Source organism: Solibacillus sp. FSL W8-0372 (genome assembly GCF_037969735.1).
Lineage (GTDB): Bacteria > Bacillota > Bacilli > Bacillales_A > Planococcaceae > Solibacillus > Solibacillus faecavium.
In genome coordinates this window covers 1,270,009-1,286,517 of sequence record NZ_CP150204.1, presented here as the reverse complement: position 1 = coordinate 1,286,517, position 16,509 = coordinate 1,270,009, and the positions used below count along the sequence as shown (strand labels likewise).

At 36.6% G+C, this 16,509-nt stretch carries 14 protein-coding genes, 1 other RNA gene and 1 riboswitch; of the genes, 4 read left to right on the top strand and 11 right to left on the bottom strand.

The window, feature by feature from the left end; genetic code table 11:
- Positions 1-226 precede the first annotated feature (226 nt).
- A riboswitch (cobalamin riboswitch) is annotated at positions 227-409 on the top strand.
- Positions 410-602: 193 nt separating this feature from the next.
- A complete protein-coding gene (locus MKY13_RS06240) occupies positions 603-968 on the top strand; it encodes a hypothetical protein (protein WP_339215814.1) in 366 nt (121 codons plus the stop codon).
- Between the two features lie 202 nt (positions 969-1,170).
- Complete coding sequence (locus tag MKY13_RS06235; protein WP_339215812.1) at positions 1,171-1,704, top strand: hypothetical protein; 534 nt, start codon at positions 1,171-1,173, stop codon at positions 1,702-1,704.
- A 109-nt stretch (positions 1,705-1,813) separates the two neighbouring features.
- Here MKY13_RS06235 and glsA read toward each other — a convergent pair whose 3' ends face one another.
- Positions 1,814-2,734 (bottom strand): glutaminase A, encoded by a 921-nt coding sequence (gene glsA / locus MKY13_RS06230; protein WP_339215810.1) that lies wholly within the window; start codon positions 2,732-2,734, stop codon positions 1,814-1,816.
- Positions 2,735-2,888: 154 nt separating this feature from the next.
- Here glsA and MKY13_RS06225 point away from each other — a divergent pair, with 154 nt between their 5' ends.
- Together MKY13_RS06225 and MKY13_RS06220 are read left to right on the top strand one after the other, a co-directional pair.
- Positions 2,889-3,884 (top strand): S66 peptidase family protein, encoded by a 996-nt coding sequence (locus MKY13_RS06225; RefSeq protein WP_339216866.1) that lies wholly within the window; start codon positions 2,889-2,891, stop codon positions 3,882-3,884.
- Between the two features lie 407 nt (positions 3,885-4,291).
- On the top strand, positions 4,292-4,759 hold the full coding sequence (locus MKY13_RS06220) for a chemotaxis protein CheX (RefSeq protein WP_339215808.1): 468 nt from the start codon (positions 4,292-4,294) through the stop codon (positions 4,757-4,759).
- Positions 4,760-4,793: 34 nt separating this feature from the next.
- Here the strand turns inward: MKY13_RS06220 and MKY13_RS06215 are convergent, their stop codons facing one another.
- The 10 genes from MKY13_RS06215 to MKY13_RS06170 all read right to left on the bottom strand — a co-directional run bounded on the left by MKY13_RS06215 (position 4,794) and on the right by MKY13_RS06170 (position 16,490).
- Positions 4,794-5,705 (bottom strand): hypothetical protein, encoded by a 912-nt coding sequence (locus MKY13_RS06215; RefSeq protein WP_339215806.1) that lies wholly within the window; start codon positions 5,703-5,705, stop codon positions 4,794-4,796.
- Complete coding sequence (locus MKY13_RS06210; RefSeq protein ID WP_339215805.1) at positions 5,698-6,219, bottom strand: RNA polymerase sigma factor; 522 nt, start codon at positions 6,217-6,219, stop codon at positions 5,698-5,700. The genes MKY13_RS06215 and MKY13_RS06210 overlap by 8 nt, the downstream gene beginning before the upstream one ends.
- 340 nt (positions 6,220-6,559) lie before the next feature.
- The gene (locus MKY13_RS06205) at positions 6,560-8,461 is read right to left on the bottom strand and encodes an ATP-dependent DNA helicase (RefSeq protein ID WP_339215803.1); all 1,902 of its coding nucleotides are present in this window, start codon (positions 8,459-8,461) and stop codon (positions 6,560-6,562) included.
- 182 nt (positions 8,462-8,643) lie between these two features.
- Positions 8,644-9,783 (bottom strand): class I SAM-dependent RNA methyltransferase, encoded by a 1,140-nt coding sequence (locus MKY13_RS06200; RefSeq protein ID WP_339215802.1) that lies wholly within the window; start codon positions 9,781-9,783, stop codon positions 8,644-8,646.
- Positions 9,784-9,787: 4 nt separating this feature from the next.
- Positions 9,788-11,530, bottom strand: coding sequence for an EAL domain-containing protein (locus MKY13_RS06195; RefSeq protein ID WP_339215801.1), 1,743 nt, complete (start codon positions 11,528-11,530; stop codon positions 9,788-9,790).
- Positions 11,531-11,731: 201 nt separating this feature from the next.
- Positions 11,732-12,113: RNase P RNA component class B (rnpB, locus tag MKY13_RS06190), an RNA gene on the bottom strand.
- 63 nt (positions 12,114-12,176) lie between these two features.
- The gene (gene gpsB, locus MKY13_RS06185) at positions 12,177-12,479 is read right to left on the bottom strand and encodes a cell division regulator GpsB (protein ID WP_191698114.1); all 303 of its coding nucleotides are present in this window, start codon (positions 12,477-12,479) and stop codon (positions 12,177-12,179) included.
- A gap of 97 nt (positions 12,480-12,576) precedes the next feature.
- Entirely contained in the window at positions 12,577-13,848 is a 1,272-nt protein-coding gene (locus tag MKY13_RS06180) for a ribonuclease H-like domain-containing protein (RefSeq protein WP_339215798.1), read from the bottom strand.
- A 4-nt stretch (positions 13,849-13,852) separates the two neighbouring features.
- The gene (locus MKY13_RS06175; RefSeq protein WP_339215796.1) at positions 13,853-16,129 is read right to left on the bottom strand and encodes a DEAD/DEAH box helicase; all 2,277 of its coding nucleotides are present in this window, start codon (positions 16,127-16,129) and stop codon (positions 13,853-13,855) included.
- Positions 16,119-16,490 (bottom strand): YppE family protein, encoded by a 372-nt coding sequence (locus MKY13_RS06170; RefSeq protein WP_339215794.1) that lies wholly within the window; start codon positions 16,488-16,490, stop codon positions 16,119-16,121. The genes MKY13_RS06175 and MKY13_RS06170 overlap by 11 nt, the downstream gene beginning before the upstream one ends.
- Positions 16,491-16,509: the final 19 nt, after the last annotated feature.

The window sequence follows — 16,509 nt, the reverse complement described above, 5'->3', positions numbered from 1 at the left end:
CTTATCACATTCCAAAATAGGAAAACAAGTGTTTTTTTAATATATAACCGGAAAACCTCCCTTTATTTACATCTAAAACTGAGGTCTTTCAACATATAAGCGGAAAACTTCCTCTTATTTTCCTTAACTTAAATTCATATAGATGAAAAATTTATATTTAGTCATTGTAGGATAGCTATTTGTATGACTCTCCCCTTATTGTTTACAAATAGCTATCTAAGAATAACTAAATTTTACTGGAAAAGGTTTAAATTTAACATTTAATTAAAAGGGAAGAACGGTGTGAATCCGTCGCTGTCCCGCAACTGTGATTCGGAGCCACTCACAATAAACCACTATTACTAAAATGGGAAGGTGTGAGAAGCGTTGATGATAAGCCAGGAGACCTGCCTTTTCAAGTACAAACCAGTAACCTACGCGGATAGGAGGTTTAGAGTATGAAAGTAAATGTTCTTCATGCTCATAGTGCGACAATTATACAAAGGTTTTCATTGCGAAAAAGAAAACTTCTCTTGTATTCCTTGTCACTTTATGAAGCGACCATTTAGCAACAACTTCAAATTACGATGTTGCTATTTTTTGGACTATAGGAGGAATATAATATGCAATTGAACAAAGTACTTCAATATAAGCAATTGATTAATGAAGTAATTTCAACATATCAAACAGAGGTAAATGCAAACGCTATTAAAAATATTGCGCAACAATTCATAGCACAATCACCAAATGATTATAAAGAAATTACGGCTGCCTGTTTTCAAAAGACAACCGACTTTTATATTAACCAATTAAAAGAATTCATCTTATTTAATAATCTGCATGAAGCTTCAGAAAGTATAAGAAAATATGCGGATCAACTAATCAATCAATCTCCTGAAGAATATAAAGAGATCAATTATGCCTATTTACATGTAAAATACGAATTAATTGGTCAGCCTTTGATAACAGCAAATAAAGTTATAAAATGAAAAATCATTAAAAAAAATAATAGAAAAAAGGAAAATCCACTTTACATAGACGAAAGTGGTTTTTCCACTCTATATGAGTTCCATTTTCCAAATAATTGAAACATTCTTCTTTCTATGTTATATTACCAGTAATTAATTTCCGAGCAATTATACTTAGCCGTTGGTACACTATGCAATCCTACATAGAAAAGAGGAAGTTTATTTGAAGTGTTCAATTCCCAAAATTATATTAATAAGTCTATTGAGTATATGTATTAGTGGCTGCGTAAAACAAAATTTTTCAGGATCTGAACAAGCCTTCTATGAACAAGTTGCATCAGGAGTACATAACCTAACCAACCCTACTGAGAATAAATCTTTACAGGAAATTATTGCGATTAAGAAAAAAACTTTTCGAATCGAAGAGGAAAATGACTTAGAAAAAAGATTGACCTTTCAATTCCAAGTTAGAAATTTAACCGATCAGCATATAAATATTGCCTACATCGGCTATTTCCCTAAAGAATTGAACTCATATTATTTAAGCAGAGAGTTTGTAGAATTTAGAAGCTGGCAATTGAAGCCTCTGCAAACAATAGAAGCGACTCAATCTATGGTTGTACAACATGAAGATAATCTGCCATTAGAGACAAGGGAGTTTCTAAAAGAGAATGGCCATATTATTTATTTTGAATTCTTAATTGATGAACAGCCGCATTATATAGCGGTAGATATTGAAGCTATTGATGCTGATTAATTAAAATCACCTTGGTCCATCAATAACAAGACGTCAACTATCATTTTTTTATTAAGTAAATAAATCAAGGAACAGTTTCTCATTCATTATTAAAAACTGTTCCTTTTCTTTATAAACAAAACAGGTCGAATTCCTTTGATAACTCTGTTAAAAAGGCGATGCCAGCAACACTATTGCCGACTTGATCGATTGCAGGACCATAAATTCCTATTCCAATTGGGCCTTGTAGGTGCTCAATTGCCCCATTTTTCACAACTGCGATTATCGCTCCGGACACACCGCTTTTTGCCGGTAATCCAATGAATGCCGCGAACTTCCCTGATGCATTGTACATCCCGCAAGTGAACATTAATGCTTTAGCAATATGAATCACTTCTTTACTGCAAATGGCGGCACTATTTTCACCATTGGTTGCAAAATAAAGAGCCATTTTCGCTAAATCCTCTACATTGACCGATATGGAGCAGAGCTGTAAATATACTTGCAATGCTTCCTCTACGTCTGATTTTAAAAAGCCATTTGCCTGCAAAATATAGGCAATCGCGCGGTTATAATCGGCTGCATGATATTCTGATAAATATACTTCGTTGTCGATGTGTACTTTCTTCCCTATTATTTTCTCTAAAAATAATGTTACTGATTTCACCTTTTCATACATTGTTTCTCCTGGTAATAAAGAGGCTACTGTAATTGCACCTGCATTAATCATCGGGTTAAATGGCTTATTATTGTGGCTTTCTAAACGGACGATAGAATCAAAGGAATCACCTGTAGGTTCAACATCAACATAACGCATAATTTCCTTGGACCCGTAGTGATTCATTGCCACCATAAAACTAAATACCTTTACTAAACTTTGAAGTGTAAAAATTTGAGTACATTCCCCAAAAACGACCTTTTCTTCCATTGATACTAAACTGACAGCAAAAGCATTCGGATCGGCCGTAGCAAGAGCCGGGATATATGTCGCAACCTTCCCTTTAGCCGTCATCTGTGCAGCATGTTCATAAATTCCCTGTAGTTTTTCCATTGAAGCTAATCGTGAAAACTAGCTGCTCACCTCTCTATTCTTAAATACCTATTACCAAAAATATTAATTATTCTTTCCCATTTTGTCGGTTATTATATTGTATAATTTTAACAAATAAAGTTAGATATCTTAAAAATACTAGGAAAATTAGGTGATTACCATGTTCCGACCGCTAAAATCAGGAGATACAATTGGTATTTTTTCTCCGTCCGCTCCAGCGACTGCTACAGCGAAACAACGCTACATTCGTGGAAAAGAATTTTTACAATCAAAAGGATTTCATATTATTGAGGGGAATCTAACAGGAAAACAACATGGCTATCGTTCAGGTACTCCAAAAGAACGGGCAGAAGAATTGAATATATTACTGCGGGATTCTTCCATTAAAATGGTCATGTCCTCTATTGGGGGAACTAATTCAAATAGTCTTCTCCCCTATATAGATTATGAAGCATTTAAGAATAATCCAAAAATAGTCGTTGGTTACTCTGATACAACTGCAATATTATTGGCTCTTTATGCAAAAACGAATATTCCAACATATTATGGACCTGCGCTTATCCCCTCTTTTGGAGAATTTGAGCCACTCGTAAATGATACATACAGCTATTTCGAGCGTTATTTTTGTCAGCCTAGTATTCCATATTCTATCCCAATGCCAAAAGTATGGTCAGATGAAATGATTAACTGGTTAGAATTTGAAAAGCCAAAACAACTTTATCAAAATAATTGGATAGGAATTCATGAAGATGTTGTAGAAGGGCGTTTAATCGGCGGCAATAATAATACTATGTATGGTTTTATAGGGACACCTTATTTTCCAGTGATAGAAAAAGGAGATATTTTATTAATCGAGGATTCGTTAAAGGGGGCAGCTACGGTGGAAAAAAACTTTGCGATGTTAAAACTTCATGGTATTTTCGATAAAGTAGGCGGTATTATACTCGGAAAGCATGAGCTCTTTGATGATGAAGGGACAGGCAAAAAGCCCATTGACTTACTGTTAGAACAACTCGATGGTAGAGCAATGCCCATATTAGCAGATGTCGATTGTGCCCACACGCATCCAATGTTTCCTTTGACAATAGGGAAGAAAATCCGTCTTAATACATTGAAAAAATCGATTACCTGTATTGAACCATGGATTTAGCCGCATTCTTATAAAAAATTTAGTTAAAATCAACGTGGGGCTGTCATTTAAAGACACGCCCCATAAATCGCAGTTACTTTTAAAAGCCCTTCTTTGTTTAACAACGAAAAAAGCGCTTTGTCAAGATGACATTGCGCTGAAAAATTACTATTTTAACAAAAGCTTTTATGCTTTATTTTGCGACATTTTTTAAAACATAGTTTCCTACCGATAAATAAATAATTACTGTTGCTCCAACTAACGCATACAACATTTTACACACCGCCTTAACAATTGATAATAATTATCAATTTCATTATAAATCGTTTCTATTTTAGCGTCAATGCCTTTTCTTTTGGGATTTCTGTATACATACACTAAAGTAACATGTTAATATGTAGTAAAAGTCATGGTAAGGGGGAATTCATTTGAGTACTTCTAAGCATATTCAAACCATTTTGAATGGTACAATCCATTCATTAAAATCCATTATACCTGTGAATATAGATGTAAAATCTCCTTCGATTGCAACAGAACCTTATGAACAAAAAGAGATGGGTGTACTGATAGGGTTAGTCGGTGATTTAAAAGGTCGTGTAATTATAGATGGATCGCCTGAAATTTTTGGTTCAATTGGCTCAGCAATGTTTGGAATGCCTTTAGAAGGCCCGATGCTTGAGTCATTTACTGGTGAGCTTGGAAATATGATTGCTGGTAATTTATGTACATATGCAGGACAATATGAATTGGAACTTGATATCACTCCTCCTACAGTGATGGTAGGTCATACGAAATTATATGGGTTCCAGCAAGCATTCCAAATACCTGCATCAATTGAAGGTATTGGAGATATCATTATTCTTTATACAATTGATGATGAAGATGAGGAAGTATAATAGACCTATCCACTGAAATGAGTGGATAGGTTTTTTAGATAAACAATACAAACAGAATCACATTTACCATAAAAATTCTTTGTATATCATGTTTCCAATTTAGTTCTTGTTTTTTTATTAAAATGTGTAAATAAACAGTAGCTGAAATAAAAAAAGTAAATATTAATAACAACATCAGCAAATGATTTACACCAAGCCATTCATTCATTTGGTAGATACTAATCAATGTAAGTACTAAGCAAGTTAAATTAATTATCGGTGAGTTTTTTTCCTTTATTCCTCTATTTTTTGATTTAATCGCTACATAAACAAATATTAATAATAAAATTGTCAGTAACCCAATTTTCCAAGGCGGAAAATCATTTTTCCCCATATAAATATGCATCCAGTAGTACTCAAATTGTACATGGTTTTCCTGCGATAATTTAATTTGCATCATAGTATTCGGATTAATGAAAAATGAGTTCCCGTCGGCATTAATTTCTTTTAAATATATGCTTTCCCCGTTCTCTAATTGAAATAAATAGTTTGTTGAATTTGTATACTTCGTTAAATTCCCATTAAACGGTGACATTTCACTATTTTTAAAAAACAGCTCAAATTCATTTAATATAGCAGGATCAGTGGTAGATAATTTATCAGTATAAAAGGGTGAAGTTAAGTTGTACATTCGATCAGCACGTTTACTGTAAAGGTAGTAAGCTTTCGTTACTTCCCCAAGCTCAAAATTTGTTGATTGCTGCGACTGTATTGGTTTAGGGGCCTCTGTAATTGTTTGAGAAAATACAAATAATAATAATCCAAAGAGCACGAGTGTTACACTATACGTAAACTTTTGCTTTTTCATGTAATCTTTATTTCGCATATTTAATGTTAGAAGTTGGCTATTCTTTGTTTCTTCATCAAGGGTTTTTCTCTCTAATGATTTTAATTTTGAATCAAGCATCTCGCTCCCCTCCTAGCAGCTCATTCATTTTTTTCATCCCGCGCTCTGTGGCATTTTTCACTTTTGCTTCATTCCATCCTAATATTTCGGCACTTTCTTTAATCGAAAACTGTTCAATTTTACGTAATACAATTGCTTCACGGTAATGGTGAGGGAGCTTCCCTAATGCTTCATAAAGCTCATACTGTTCATTTTTCGCTTGCAGCCATTGTTCTGGTGAATATGTATAATCGATTTGTTCATGCTCATGTAGAAACGGGATAAATTTTAATAATCTTTTACGGCGAAAATGGTCATAAACGAGATTGCGCGCTATTTTTGTGAGCCACGTTTTTTCGCTTGATTGACCACGAAATTGGGGGTTGCTATTGATTGCCTTTAGAAAGGTTTCCTGTGTTAAATCTTTTGCCAGCTCATCATCGCCAACTAAAAAATAAATAAATTGATAAATGCTTTCACTATAAGTGACGTACATACGTTCAATCGGCAATTCGTTTCCCACCTCCTTATACATATAGACGGATGAAGATTCAATTTGACTCACTTTATTTTAACAAAATTATAATTTATTACAGTTCCCGAAAAGTCGGGTTACGCAAATTAAAAATAAGCAGAAGATTTACCCTTATTTTAAAAATTGCCCCTACTTTCAAGGAGAATAAAGGGAGATTTTCCGTTTATGTAGAGAAAATTTAATCATTATATGTACTTTTAAGCTTAATAAGCGGAAGTTCTACCTCTATTTGGGCTGTTTTTCAATCTAAAATTAAAATAAGGGAAATTTCTCCGTCTATTTTCATCCTTTATATACACATACAAAAAACCCGCTCGAATACTCGAACGGGTTAAAAATATTATTGTGGCTCTACTGCCAAAATGTCTACAAAGTCTGATTTCACTTTTACTTCTTCATCATTTAATAAAATATGAATGTCACCATGGTCATTCGACGTACGAATTAAACGGCCCATTCCTTGTTGAAGACGAAGCTGCATGAATGGCAACTCAACTTCTTCAAAAGGATTTTGCGCAAATGAACGTTTCGCATCGAATAACGGGTCATGCGGCGGGAATGGTAAATCGAAAATAATAACGCGTGTCAACGCTTCTTCCGGTAAATCCAAACCTTCCCATAAATGATACGAACATAATGCCTGAATTTCACCGTTCTGGAATTCACGTACAATTGCAGATAGTTCACGGTCGCCTTCGAATGCAATATTCAGTCGTGTCATTAAACCGACATTAGCTTTAAACTGGTTCATCGCCTGTTTTGATTTAAACAAGATTAGCGTTTGCTTTTCATCTTTAAGAAGCTGCTCTACTTTTGTAACTTTGTCGGTTTGAGAAAGTTCATGCAAGTAAATTTTCATTACTTCTTCATAATCAAACGGTGATGGTACACTAAAGCTCTGATATTTTTCGATTCCTAAACTCGCCGCAATATAACTGAAATCCTTTTTCACTGATAACGTTGCAGACGAGAATACAATCGGCATTTTTTTCGAGAATAATGTTTCAGATAGAACATCTGTAATAAGGCGTGGCATAATTACTAACGTTTCTTCCCCATCAGTATCCTCAAGCCAATCTACGGCATCACCCTGTGCAACGAAAATACGCATTGCTGCTACATAATGCTCTAAAAATTCTTCAGCCATGTTGAGCTCATATTCTGGAATCATGTAAAGCTCTGATTCAAATACTAACTCTTCAAGCAGTTGGTCAACATCTGCTATAACACGCTCACCTAATTGAATTAGGCGCTCTGATTTAACAATCCGTTTTCTGTCTTCCTCTGACTTAATTACATCCTCACGCAATTGGTCAAAAAACAGCTCGTGATGGTCCTGTAAATGCTCCATCGCATATAATGTACGCTCACGCACACCATCTACCATTAAGCGCTCTAGTAATTCTACAATTGTATAAGCCTGAACTTTATATGTTAATGCTTTTTGGGCAGCATATTCCAGTAAATGTCCTTCATCAAGTACCATCATCGACACTTCCGGCAATAAAGGAAGTTGCCCTTCACGTTCACGGGATTCCTTCGTCGCTAAATGCTCCATTAAAAAATCTTGGGAACAAATAATTAGGTCTGTTGATTTACGGTAATGGGCACGGTGCAATGTTTGACCGCAACGATTGCGTAAATCACAAACAGCACATTGCATAATGGAATTGTAATTCACTTTTTGCCAATCTTCGTCCGTCACTAACGGGTAATCCGAACGCTCTCCATAAGGCTGTACTGCAATCATACTTCCTTGTGCATACACGCCATCCGGAATTGAAAAAGCGATATCATCAATCCAGTCTTCTGTTTCATTTTTTTCCGCTTCTTCAAAGCGCTTTAAACATAAATACTGATCGCGTGATTTTGCAAGACGGACATCAATTTCAAGCTCCAAAACATCGCGAAGTTTATGAATATCGCCACCTTCTTTTACTAGCTGATCGATTAATGTTTCATCTGCACACGCGATTAAAGCCGGTTTCCCGGTATAGCGTGCGTATGAGACAGCAGGTAATAAATAGGCAATTGTCTTCCCTGTCCCTACACCTGCTTCAGCAAATAATACGTTCTTTTCTTTTAATGCTTGTTCTATTTGGTAAGCCATAAATATTTGTTCGTCACGGCATTCAAAGCCTCGTTCTGGTAGCTCATCATATAATACGTCACCGAGCCAATCACCTAACGAATCAAAGAAAGTTTTTTCTCTTGATAGTTCAAAAGGTAAAGATTTTCTCAAATGGATGTTCCCCCTCAATATGAAGCGGAAGGAATGATCACCCATTCCTTCCGCAAAAACACTCTTTATAATTATAGTCAACAAAAAAAAACTTTACTCATCATTATACATCTAAATACATAAAAAAAATACTAATATGCAACAAAAAACTACATTAGTTTAGCACCAATGTAGCTTTCATATTAATTTTCACGCTTAGATTTTTGACCCCAATATTGATACAGATCTGTACGAATAAATCCGTTAAACAACTTACGCTTTTTCGTCGCTTTTTTACCGTAATGCACTTCAAATTCTTCCATTGATGACAGCATATAAACTGACCATGTTGGATAATTTTGCATCACTTGACCAAATTGGCGGAGCATTTTCTCGATTTCTTCCACTTCACCAATACGCTCTCCATAAGGTGGATTCGTTACGATAACCCCATCCGTTAGCCTCGTAGTAAAATCTGTTGCCTGCATTTGTTTGAAAGTCAACAAGTCGCCAAAGCCTGCTTCAAGAGCGTTTTCCTGAGCAATTGCTACCATTTTATGATCGATATCCGTACCGATAATATTAAGTTCCTGATCATAATTCGCTAAATTATCAGCCTCATCACGGGCCATATCCCAAATATCCTGTTTCATCCATGGCCAAGACTCCGAAATAAATTCTCGGTTATAGCCTGGGGCAATATTTTGACCAATCATTGCTGCTTCCAGAGCAATTGTTCCTGAACCACAGAATGGGTCTACAAACGGACGACTTGGCGACCATTTCGAAATTTTTACCAATGCAGCTGCAAGCGTCTCTTTTAAAGGCGCTTCCCCTTGCGTCGTTCTGTAACCGCGTTTATGCAAACCGACACCCGATGTATCAATCGTTAGTGTTGCTACATCTTTTAAAATCGAAATTTCAATTTTGAATGTTGGGCCTGATTCATCTAAAAATCCTAATCGTTTGTAGGCTAATTTCAGTCGTTCAACTATTGCTTTTTTCGTAATGGCCTGACAGTCAGGTACACTAAACAACGTCGACTTAACTGACTTACCGGAAACCGGGAAACTTGCATCCACTGGTAAATATTTTTCCCACTGAACGGATTTTACCCCTTCAAATAATTGGTCGAATGTTCTTGCCGGAAATTGTGCAACGACGATTTTCACACGGTCTGCAACACGCAACCATAAATTCGTGCGGGCAATCGCCATCTCGTCTCCTTCAAAATACACTTTACCGTTTTCTACCTGTGTTTCATATCCTAATTCACGTACTTCTTCTGCTACGATTGCTTCCAAGCCCATCGCTGCTGTTGCTACTAATTTAAATTTTGTCATGCGTTTAAATCCTTCCTTGATGCTCGACTTCCCAAAAATGAATGAAGTCAATTAATTCTTCCATTGGCAATGGTCTGCTGTAGTAATACCCTTGAATAAAATCACAGCCCATTGACTTTAATAGCTCGACTTGTTGGCTCGTTTCAACGCCTTCTGCAACGACTTTCATTTGCAGGCGGTGAGCCATTTGAATAATTGCATCGACAATAGCCTGTTTGTCATCCAGTGAGCAAATATGCTGAATGAAGCTGCGGTCGATTTTTAAAACATCTAACGGGAAACGCACTAAATAACTTAATGAAGAATAGCCTGTCCCAAAATCGTCAATTGATAGCTTAAACCCTAATTGTTTCAGCTTGACTAATTTACTAACCGTCTCCTGTGCACTATTCATAACTGTGCGCTCAGTCACTTCGATTTCGAAGCATTGAGCAGATGTATTATTTCTTTCTAAAATTGTCTGGACCGATTCTAAAAAGCTTTGTTGCTGGAAATGGATGCTTGATACATTAATTGCAATCGGAATTTTAGGATATCCTGCTGCAACTAATTTTTGGTACCCTTCACATGCCAAATCAAAAATAATTTCACTTAAAGGAATGATTAAACCCGATTCTTCGGCATGTTCAATGAATTCTGCAGGTGAAACGAAGCCGAGTTTTTCACTATTCCAACGCACTAGGGCTTCTATGCCGACAATATCATTTGTTATTGTATTAATTTTCGGCTGGTAGGCGAGTGTAAATTCACGGTTTTCAATTGCTTTGCGTAATTCACTATCCAACATCAATACTCGGTTTGAATCAGTTTTTAATTCTTCAAAGTAAAAGGAGAAACAATTTCGCCCATTTTCCTTAGAGTAAGACATCGCACGGTCAGCACGATTTAATAGTTGCTCTGTTGTCATACCGTCCTCAGGATAAATACTGATACCCATACTTGTTGAAACATAGATATCCTGATCGTGGATTTTAATCGGTATCTCGAAAGCCCTGATCACCTGTTCAGCAAATTTCGCCGCTTCTCTCGGATGTTGAATGTTAGCCAAAGTAATGACAAACTCATCCCCGCCAAAACGAGCTAAAACATCCTTGTTTTTAAGCAAGCTATTTACACGTCTCGCGACTTCCACTAATAGTTGATCTCCAATAGCATGTCCAAGTGTATCGTTAACTTGCTTAAAGCGATCCAAATCCATGAAAAGAACAGCATGTTGTATCGGCTGTACTTTTTTTGAGGACATTTCCAGCAGAACTTTCATTCGTTCGATAAATGCGAAACGATTACATACATCTGTCAATGAATCATGCAGCGCTCTTTTTTCAAGCTCATCTTCAACAATTTTCCGTTCCGATAAATCCGTAAAAATACCACAATAATTTGTAACTTCACCAAATTCATCTTTAATTTCTATTATTGTCAGCCATTCAGGGTATAATTCACCTGTTTTGCGTCTGTTCCAAATTTCGCCTTGCCAAATGCCGTCTCTCTCAATCTGGTCCCACATATCAATATAAAAAATTCTGTCATGTACACCGGATTGTAAAATTGAAGGTTTTTCCCCTTGGACTTCTTCTAATTTATATCCCGTTACAAATTCGAATGCAGCATTAATCGATAAAATCTTTTTAAACTTGTCAGTTATCATTATACCTTCAGCAATATTTTCAAAAACCTTTTCGATTAATTCCTTTGAAAAATGAGACAATAATAGCTCTTGTACATTTGGTTTATTTGATTCGTTCAATACAACTCACCCTTATTTTCTTATAGAACAATAATTCATTTATCCTGTATAGACTTCAATGTATGTACTAAGTTTGAAGTAATCACTTCTAACTTTTGGTGTTGAATCTTCATTTTGCCAATTTTACTGATTTTATCTACTAAGAAAGGCTCTCCAAAAGAAATGGAGAGCCTTATTACATGTTTAAGAAAAGCATCAATAATCAATAAGCCATGTTTTGTTCCTAAGTACTCAAACAGCTTTCGCCTCGTACGACTAGGTAGTAATCATCTATCTACGGCCAAAATGACCGTCCCTCCATCCGTTCAATTCCTTCTGGAGAGTGCCCCTACCATAATTTGGGTTTCTCACTCATGGGGTTTACCTCGTTCCACCTTACAGCTTTCACTGTAAGCTCCGTCACTGTGGCACTTTCAGGAAGTTTCGTCCATATCTAAAAGACTTAGGAGTTCCTTCCGCCGTCAAGAGAAGCTCTCTTGCCTTACCTTATTTTTTCAGTAAGCACGAACACTACGGGCATCTCAGCACCGTGTGAGCATGGACTTTCCTCTACGATATGAAATCGCAGCGATTACTCGAATATTGATGTATGCCTAAATTATACTTTATACTTTTAAAAAATACAATATTGCTATGAATAGTTTAACTATTCGTATAGTTTGCTTCCAAAAACATGCTTTTCTAAATTAGAAAGGCGTTTTAAAATATCAAAATTTGTACTATTAGCTGTAGGTGGTGGTGCAACCACAGATGATTTACGTGTAGAGTTAGTCAACTCCTGCTTCAAACGTTCATTTTCCTCTGTTAATGAAGCAATTTTGGCTGTAAATGAATCATAATCTTCACGAATCAAATCTAAAAATTGATCTACCTCGTCCACATTATAGCCTTTCATGCTTTTTTTGAATTCTTTTTCTAATATATAGTCAGCTGTTAATTTAATATCCATTATTCATCGTCCTTCCGTCACGCAACTTCTTTATCTTATTATAGCATAGGTCAGACGTTTCTTACGAATACATGTTTTAAACAAAATGAAAATTTTTTCAGCGTTTGTTCACATTATTTTTGTTCATTTTATAATCTAATCGGCCGAGCCTTTTTTGCCAATTTCTCTGCTTGTTTAATAGCTGTGTTTCTTTTCGGAACGGAATTTGCTGTAACAGTTCAAGCCCTTTTTCCGAAAAGACGATTGCTTGTTCATAATCTTTTAGCTGATGTTCATATAAAATTGCCAACTGCTCATACGCCTGCAGCTTTTTTTCACGGGGAATTGTCGGCAATGCCGAGTGGAAAGATTCAATTGCTAAATTAATTTCTCCAACTCGCTTTAATTCATAAGCTAAATAAAAATGAGCATAGCCTGTTTCTTCGGTATTGAAGTGTTTTGTCACCGCCTGCAATATTTCCGCACTTGTTTGTCGTTTTTTTAAGTCGCCAAACCACTTTCCGATGTTCGTATACGTAGTAGCAGATTCGGTCGAAATCGCATCAAACAACAAATTAGTCGAATGAATGTACAAAGTTATAAGAGAAAGTAAATCCCATTCATTATGCAACAGAACTTTCATAAGTGTTTCGGCATTGCCGCTTTTTATCGCATCAAAATAAATGATCGGCGCTAAATGACCAGGAATATCGCCTTTACGGTAAAATCCAAGCTTATCCTGCTCTACTTGTGTGAGCTTCATTCGCGCTAAGTCATCTTTCCAAAGTCGCTTCGTACTATGCAATAAGTCAATTTGACGCTGTGTTTTTAACGGTGGCAAATGCTGTTTGTTTAACGTCCAACGCACTTGCAGTTGCGGCCAATCAAAGCTTTTCCCATTATAAGATACAACCGTCATATTTTTCTGCCATAATTTCGATTCAAATAGGAAAGCTACTTCGTTTGATGGGTCTGACAATACGTATTGAGTAAGAGTAAATTGTTCCTCTTCCTCATCAAATTGTAGAAAACCTAATAAAAAGATATGTGTACCAGCCCCTTTAAGACCGGTCGTTTCCGTATCGAAAAATACGATCGTCTCCTGTTCATCAATCGCAAAAGGATGGTCATCAGCTTCATATTTCCACCGTTTCAGTGCCTTAAAAAGTTCGCCAAGTCTATAATCACCGTGCTTATAATCAAGGGGATAGTGTACTTCTCTTTTAAAAAGCATACCAAATTCATTTTCTACCAACTGAAGTCCGGCCTGCTGCCACTGTTCACTATAAAATGGTGGGTCTGGTTTTATGAAGGCAGGCTTTTCTTGTTTTTGCCCTGTATTTTTACTAAGCAGCTTTTTCATTTGTAGGAGCTTATTTTCATACGACATGTCTTCACATCATTTCACTTATTAAAATATCTAACACTTTTAAAACTTGTTTTTTGCTTTCTCCTAAACTATCTTGTGCCCCGATACACGATGGACAACCTTGCTGACATGGACAGTTCGTCACATGTTGGGCAGTTCGTTCAAGTAAGGAAAGCAATATATCATAAACACGTTCACTTAAACCGATACCCCCTGGATAGCTATCATAAATAAACAACGTCGGCTTTTCATTGTGTACTGCCTTTACTTGAGGGACGACGGATACATCCGATCGGTCACAATGAATGAAGAGCGGGATAAAACTCCCCATCGCATAGGCTGCACCGGTTAAAGCATCCGTTAACTGCTCCTCAGTCCAATTATTAGGCAATTCAAAGCTCATCCATGTTGCATTTGTATGCATTTCCATTGGTGGAATCGATATCGGTCCTGAGCCGATATTATCATGTGTATTAAATCGAATTTTTTTGAAAATGGTTGGAATCGCTAAAATGCTGACATCACCAAAGCTGACAGTAGCGTTTTTAAAAGGCGCAGATTTATCTTCACTTAATACTTTTAACTCGACAGCTAAATTAGCATCTGTGAAGTAATCGACATCCACTTCACGCACAAATGCTTTTTTCTCTTCCCAATCCAATTTTTCGACTTGGAACTGAATGCCTTGATGTATATAAATCGCTTCTTCGTGCAAAAGTGTCATTGCACTATACGTATCCATTTCCCCGATGACCTTTGTATTTGCCGGTGTTGAAATATCAATAATAACGACATTTTCTTGTGCCGCTGAGCGTAATGATATTTCATGGGCCGGAAATCTGTCACTCATCCAATGCCATTTCGTACTTGTACGCACGAGTACACCTTCGTCTTCTAAATAGGCGAGTAATTCCTGTACTTCAAATTCTCCATAACTATCATTCATTGAAAAAGGAAGTTCAAATGCAGCACATTTCAAATGCTCCATCAATATAAGAATGTTCTCCGGATTAATACGCGCTTCTTCAGGGGAACTCCCGAGTAAATAGCTAGGATTTTGTACGACATACTGATCCAATGCTGTAGATTGGGCAACATAGACAATAAGTGCCTCATCCTGACGTCTCCCTGCCCGTCCTGCTTGCTGCCATGCACTGGCAATGTTGCCGGGGTATCCTGTCATTATGCAAGCTTGCAATTGACCTATATCTACACCGAGTTCAAGTGCATTTGTGCTGACAACCATTTGAATCGATCCGGATCGCAAACCTTTTTCTATTTCACGTCGCTCGCTCGGTAAATAGCCTCCACGGTATCCTTGAATGGACTCATCCATTATTTTTTTCGATGTTAGCGATTTTAAATAGGTTACAAGCATTTCGACACGAACTCTTGATTTGGCAAATATAATCGTTTGAATACCTGCTTCAAACAAACGCTTGGAAATGTCACGTACCTCCAATACCGCGCTACGTCGAACTCCAAATGTCGGATGTACGATTGGTGGATTATAAAAAATAAAAGTTTTCTTTCCTACAGGTGCTCCTGATTTTTCTATAAGTTCATGCTCACTATTAGTCAAACTTTCTGCAAGTTCTTTCGGGTTTTTTATTGTCGCACTTGTACAAATAAAAATCGGCTTACTTCCATAAAATTCGCAAATACGCAGAAGCCTTCTTATAACGTGTGCAACATGTGAACCGAAAACGCCTTTGTACGTATGTAATTCATCAATAACAATGTACTTTAAGTTTTCAAAAAGCGAAACCCATTTCGTATGATGCGGTAAAATACCCGAATGCAGCATATCTGGATTGGTCATCACAATATGCCCGGCTTTTCTTATTTTTTGTCGTATACCGGGTGCAGTATCTCCATCGTATGTGTAGCTTAAAATATCTTCTTCCATTAATTCAATCAGTTCATTTAAATCCGATTTTTGATCCTGGGCAAGCGCTTTTGTCGGGAACAAATAGATTGCTCGGCTCGATGGATCTTCCAAAATCTTCTGGAGAACAGGTAAATGATAACAGTATGACTTCCCTGAAGCTGTCGGTGTAATAGCAGTAAAATTCTTTTGTTGTTCGGCATAGTCAAAGGCCTGGCGTTGATGTAAATAAAGCTGATGAATACCGCGTCCATGCAGAGCCTTTACGATTGACGGATGTAAGTTTGATGGAAATTCCGCATACTGAGCCTGTTTTTCTTCAATTGTATGCATTGCGACAATATTTTGTTTCATTTCCTCATCATATTGCCATTCCTCAACAAGCTGAGTAATCGTTTTTTTCTTACTGAACATCGTCGTCTTCACCTTCCTCAATCTTGGAAACGAGAAGCTTTAATGTATATTGTGCAGATTGGATCGACTGGATAAAGCGTTTTTTGCTTGTCCCTTTATAAAAAGACTGTACAACAAATTGCTCCATCGCATCTGCTGCGTGGTCAATTTGCTGTACATATAAATTTTTAGGATACGTGCTTTTTATCCAATGTGCCGCAAGTTGCTGCCATTCCTGAATACGTGTATGGACGATATCGACATGGGGTTTGACGTCATTAAAGAAGTCAGGCTCCATGTCCAAACGCCGCATTTCCTGAAAACGTTGTAAACACGCTTCACATTCATCTATTAATATATAAGTTTCTTCTAATAATCGCATAAAAAGCACCTCAAATAAT

Coding starts and splice junctions, on each gene's coding strand:
- glsA (WP_339215810.1), bottom strand. CDS start 2,734: ATGGAAAAACTACAGGGAATTTATGAACATGCTGCACAGATGACGGCT.
- MKY13_RS06215 (WP_339215806.1), bottom strand. CDS start 5,705: ATGCTTGATTCAAAATTAAAATCATTAGAGAGAAAAACCCTTGATGAA.
- MKY13_RS06175 (WP_339215796.1), bottom strand. CDS start 16,129: ATGTTCAGTAAGAAAAAAACGATTACTCAGCTTGTTGAGGAATGGCAA.
- MKY13_RS06180 (WP_339215798.1), bottom strand. CDS start 13,848: ATGTCGTATGAAAATAAGCTCCTACAAATGAAAAAGCTGCTTAGTAAA.
- gpsB (WP_191698114.1), bottom strand. CDS start 12,479: ATGGATATTAAATTAACAGCTGACTATATATTAGAAAAAGAATTCAAA.
- MKY13_RS06170 (WP_339215794.1), bottom strand. CDS start 16,490: ATGCGATTATTAGAAGAAACTTATATATTAATAGATGAATGTGAAGCG.
- MKY13_RS06200 (WP_339215802.1), bottom strand. CDS start 9,783: ATGACAAAATTTAAATTAGTAGCAACAGCAGCGATGGGCTTGGAAGCA.
- MKY13_RS06210 (WP_339215805.1), bottom strand. CDS start 6,219: ATGTATAAGGAGGTGGGAAACGAATTGCCGATTGAACGTATGTACGTC.
- MKY13_RS06240 (WP_339215814.1), top strand. CDS start 603: ATGCAATTGAACAAAGTACTTCAATATAAGCAATTGATTAATGAAGTA.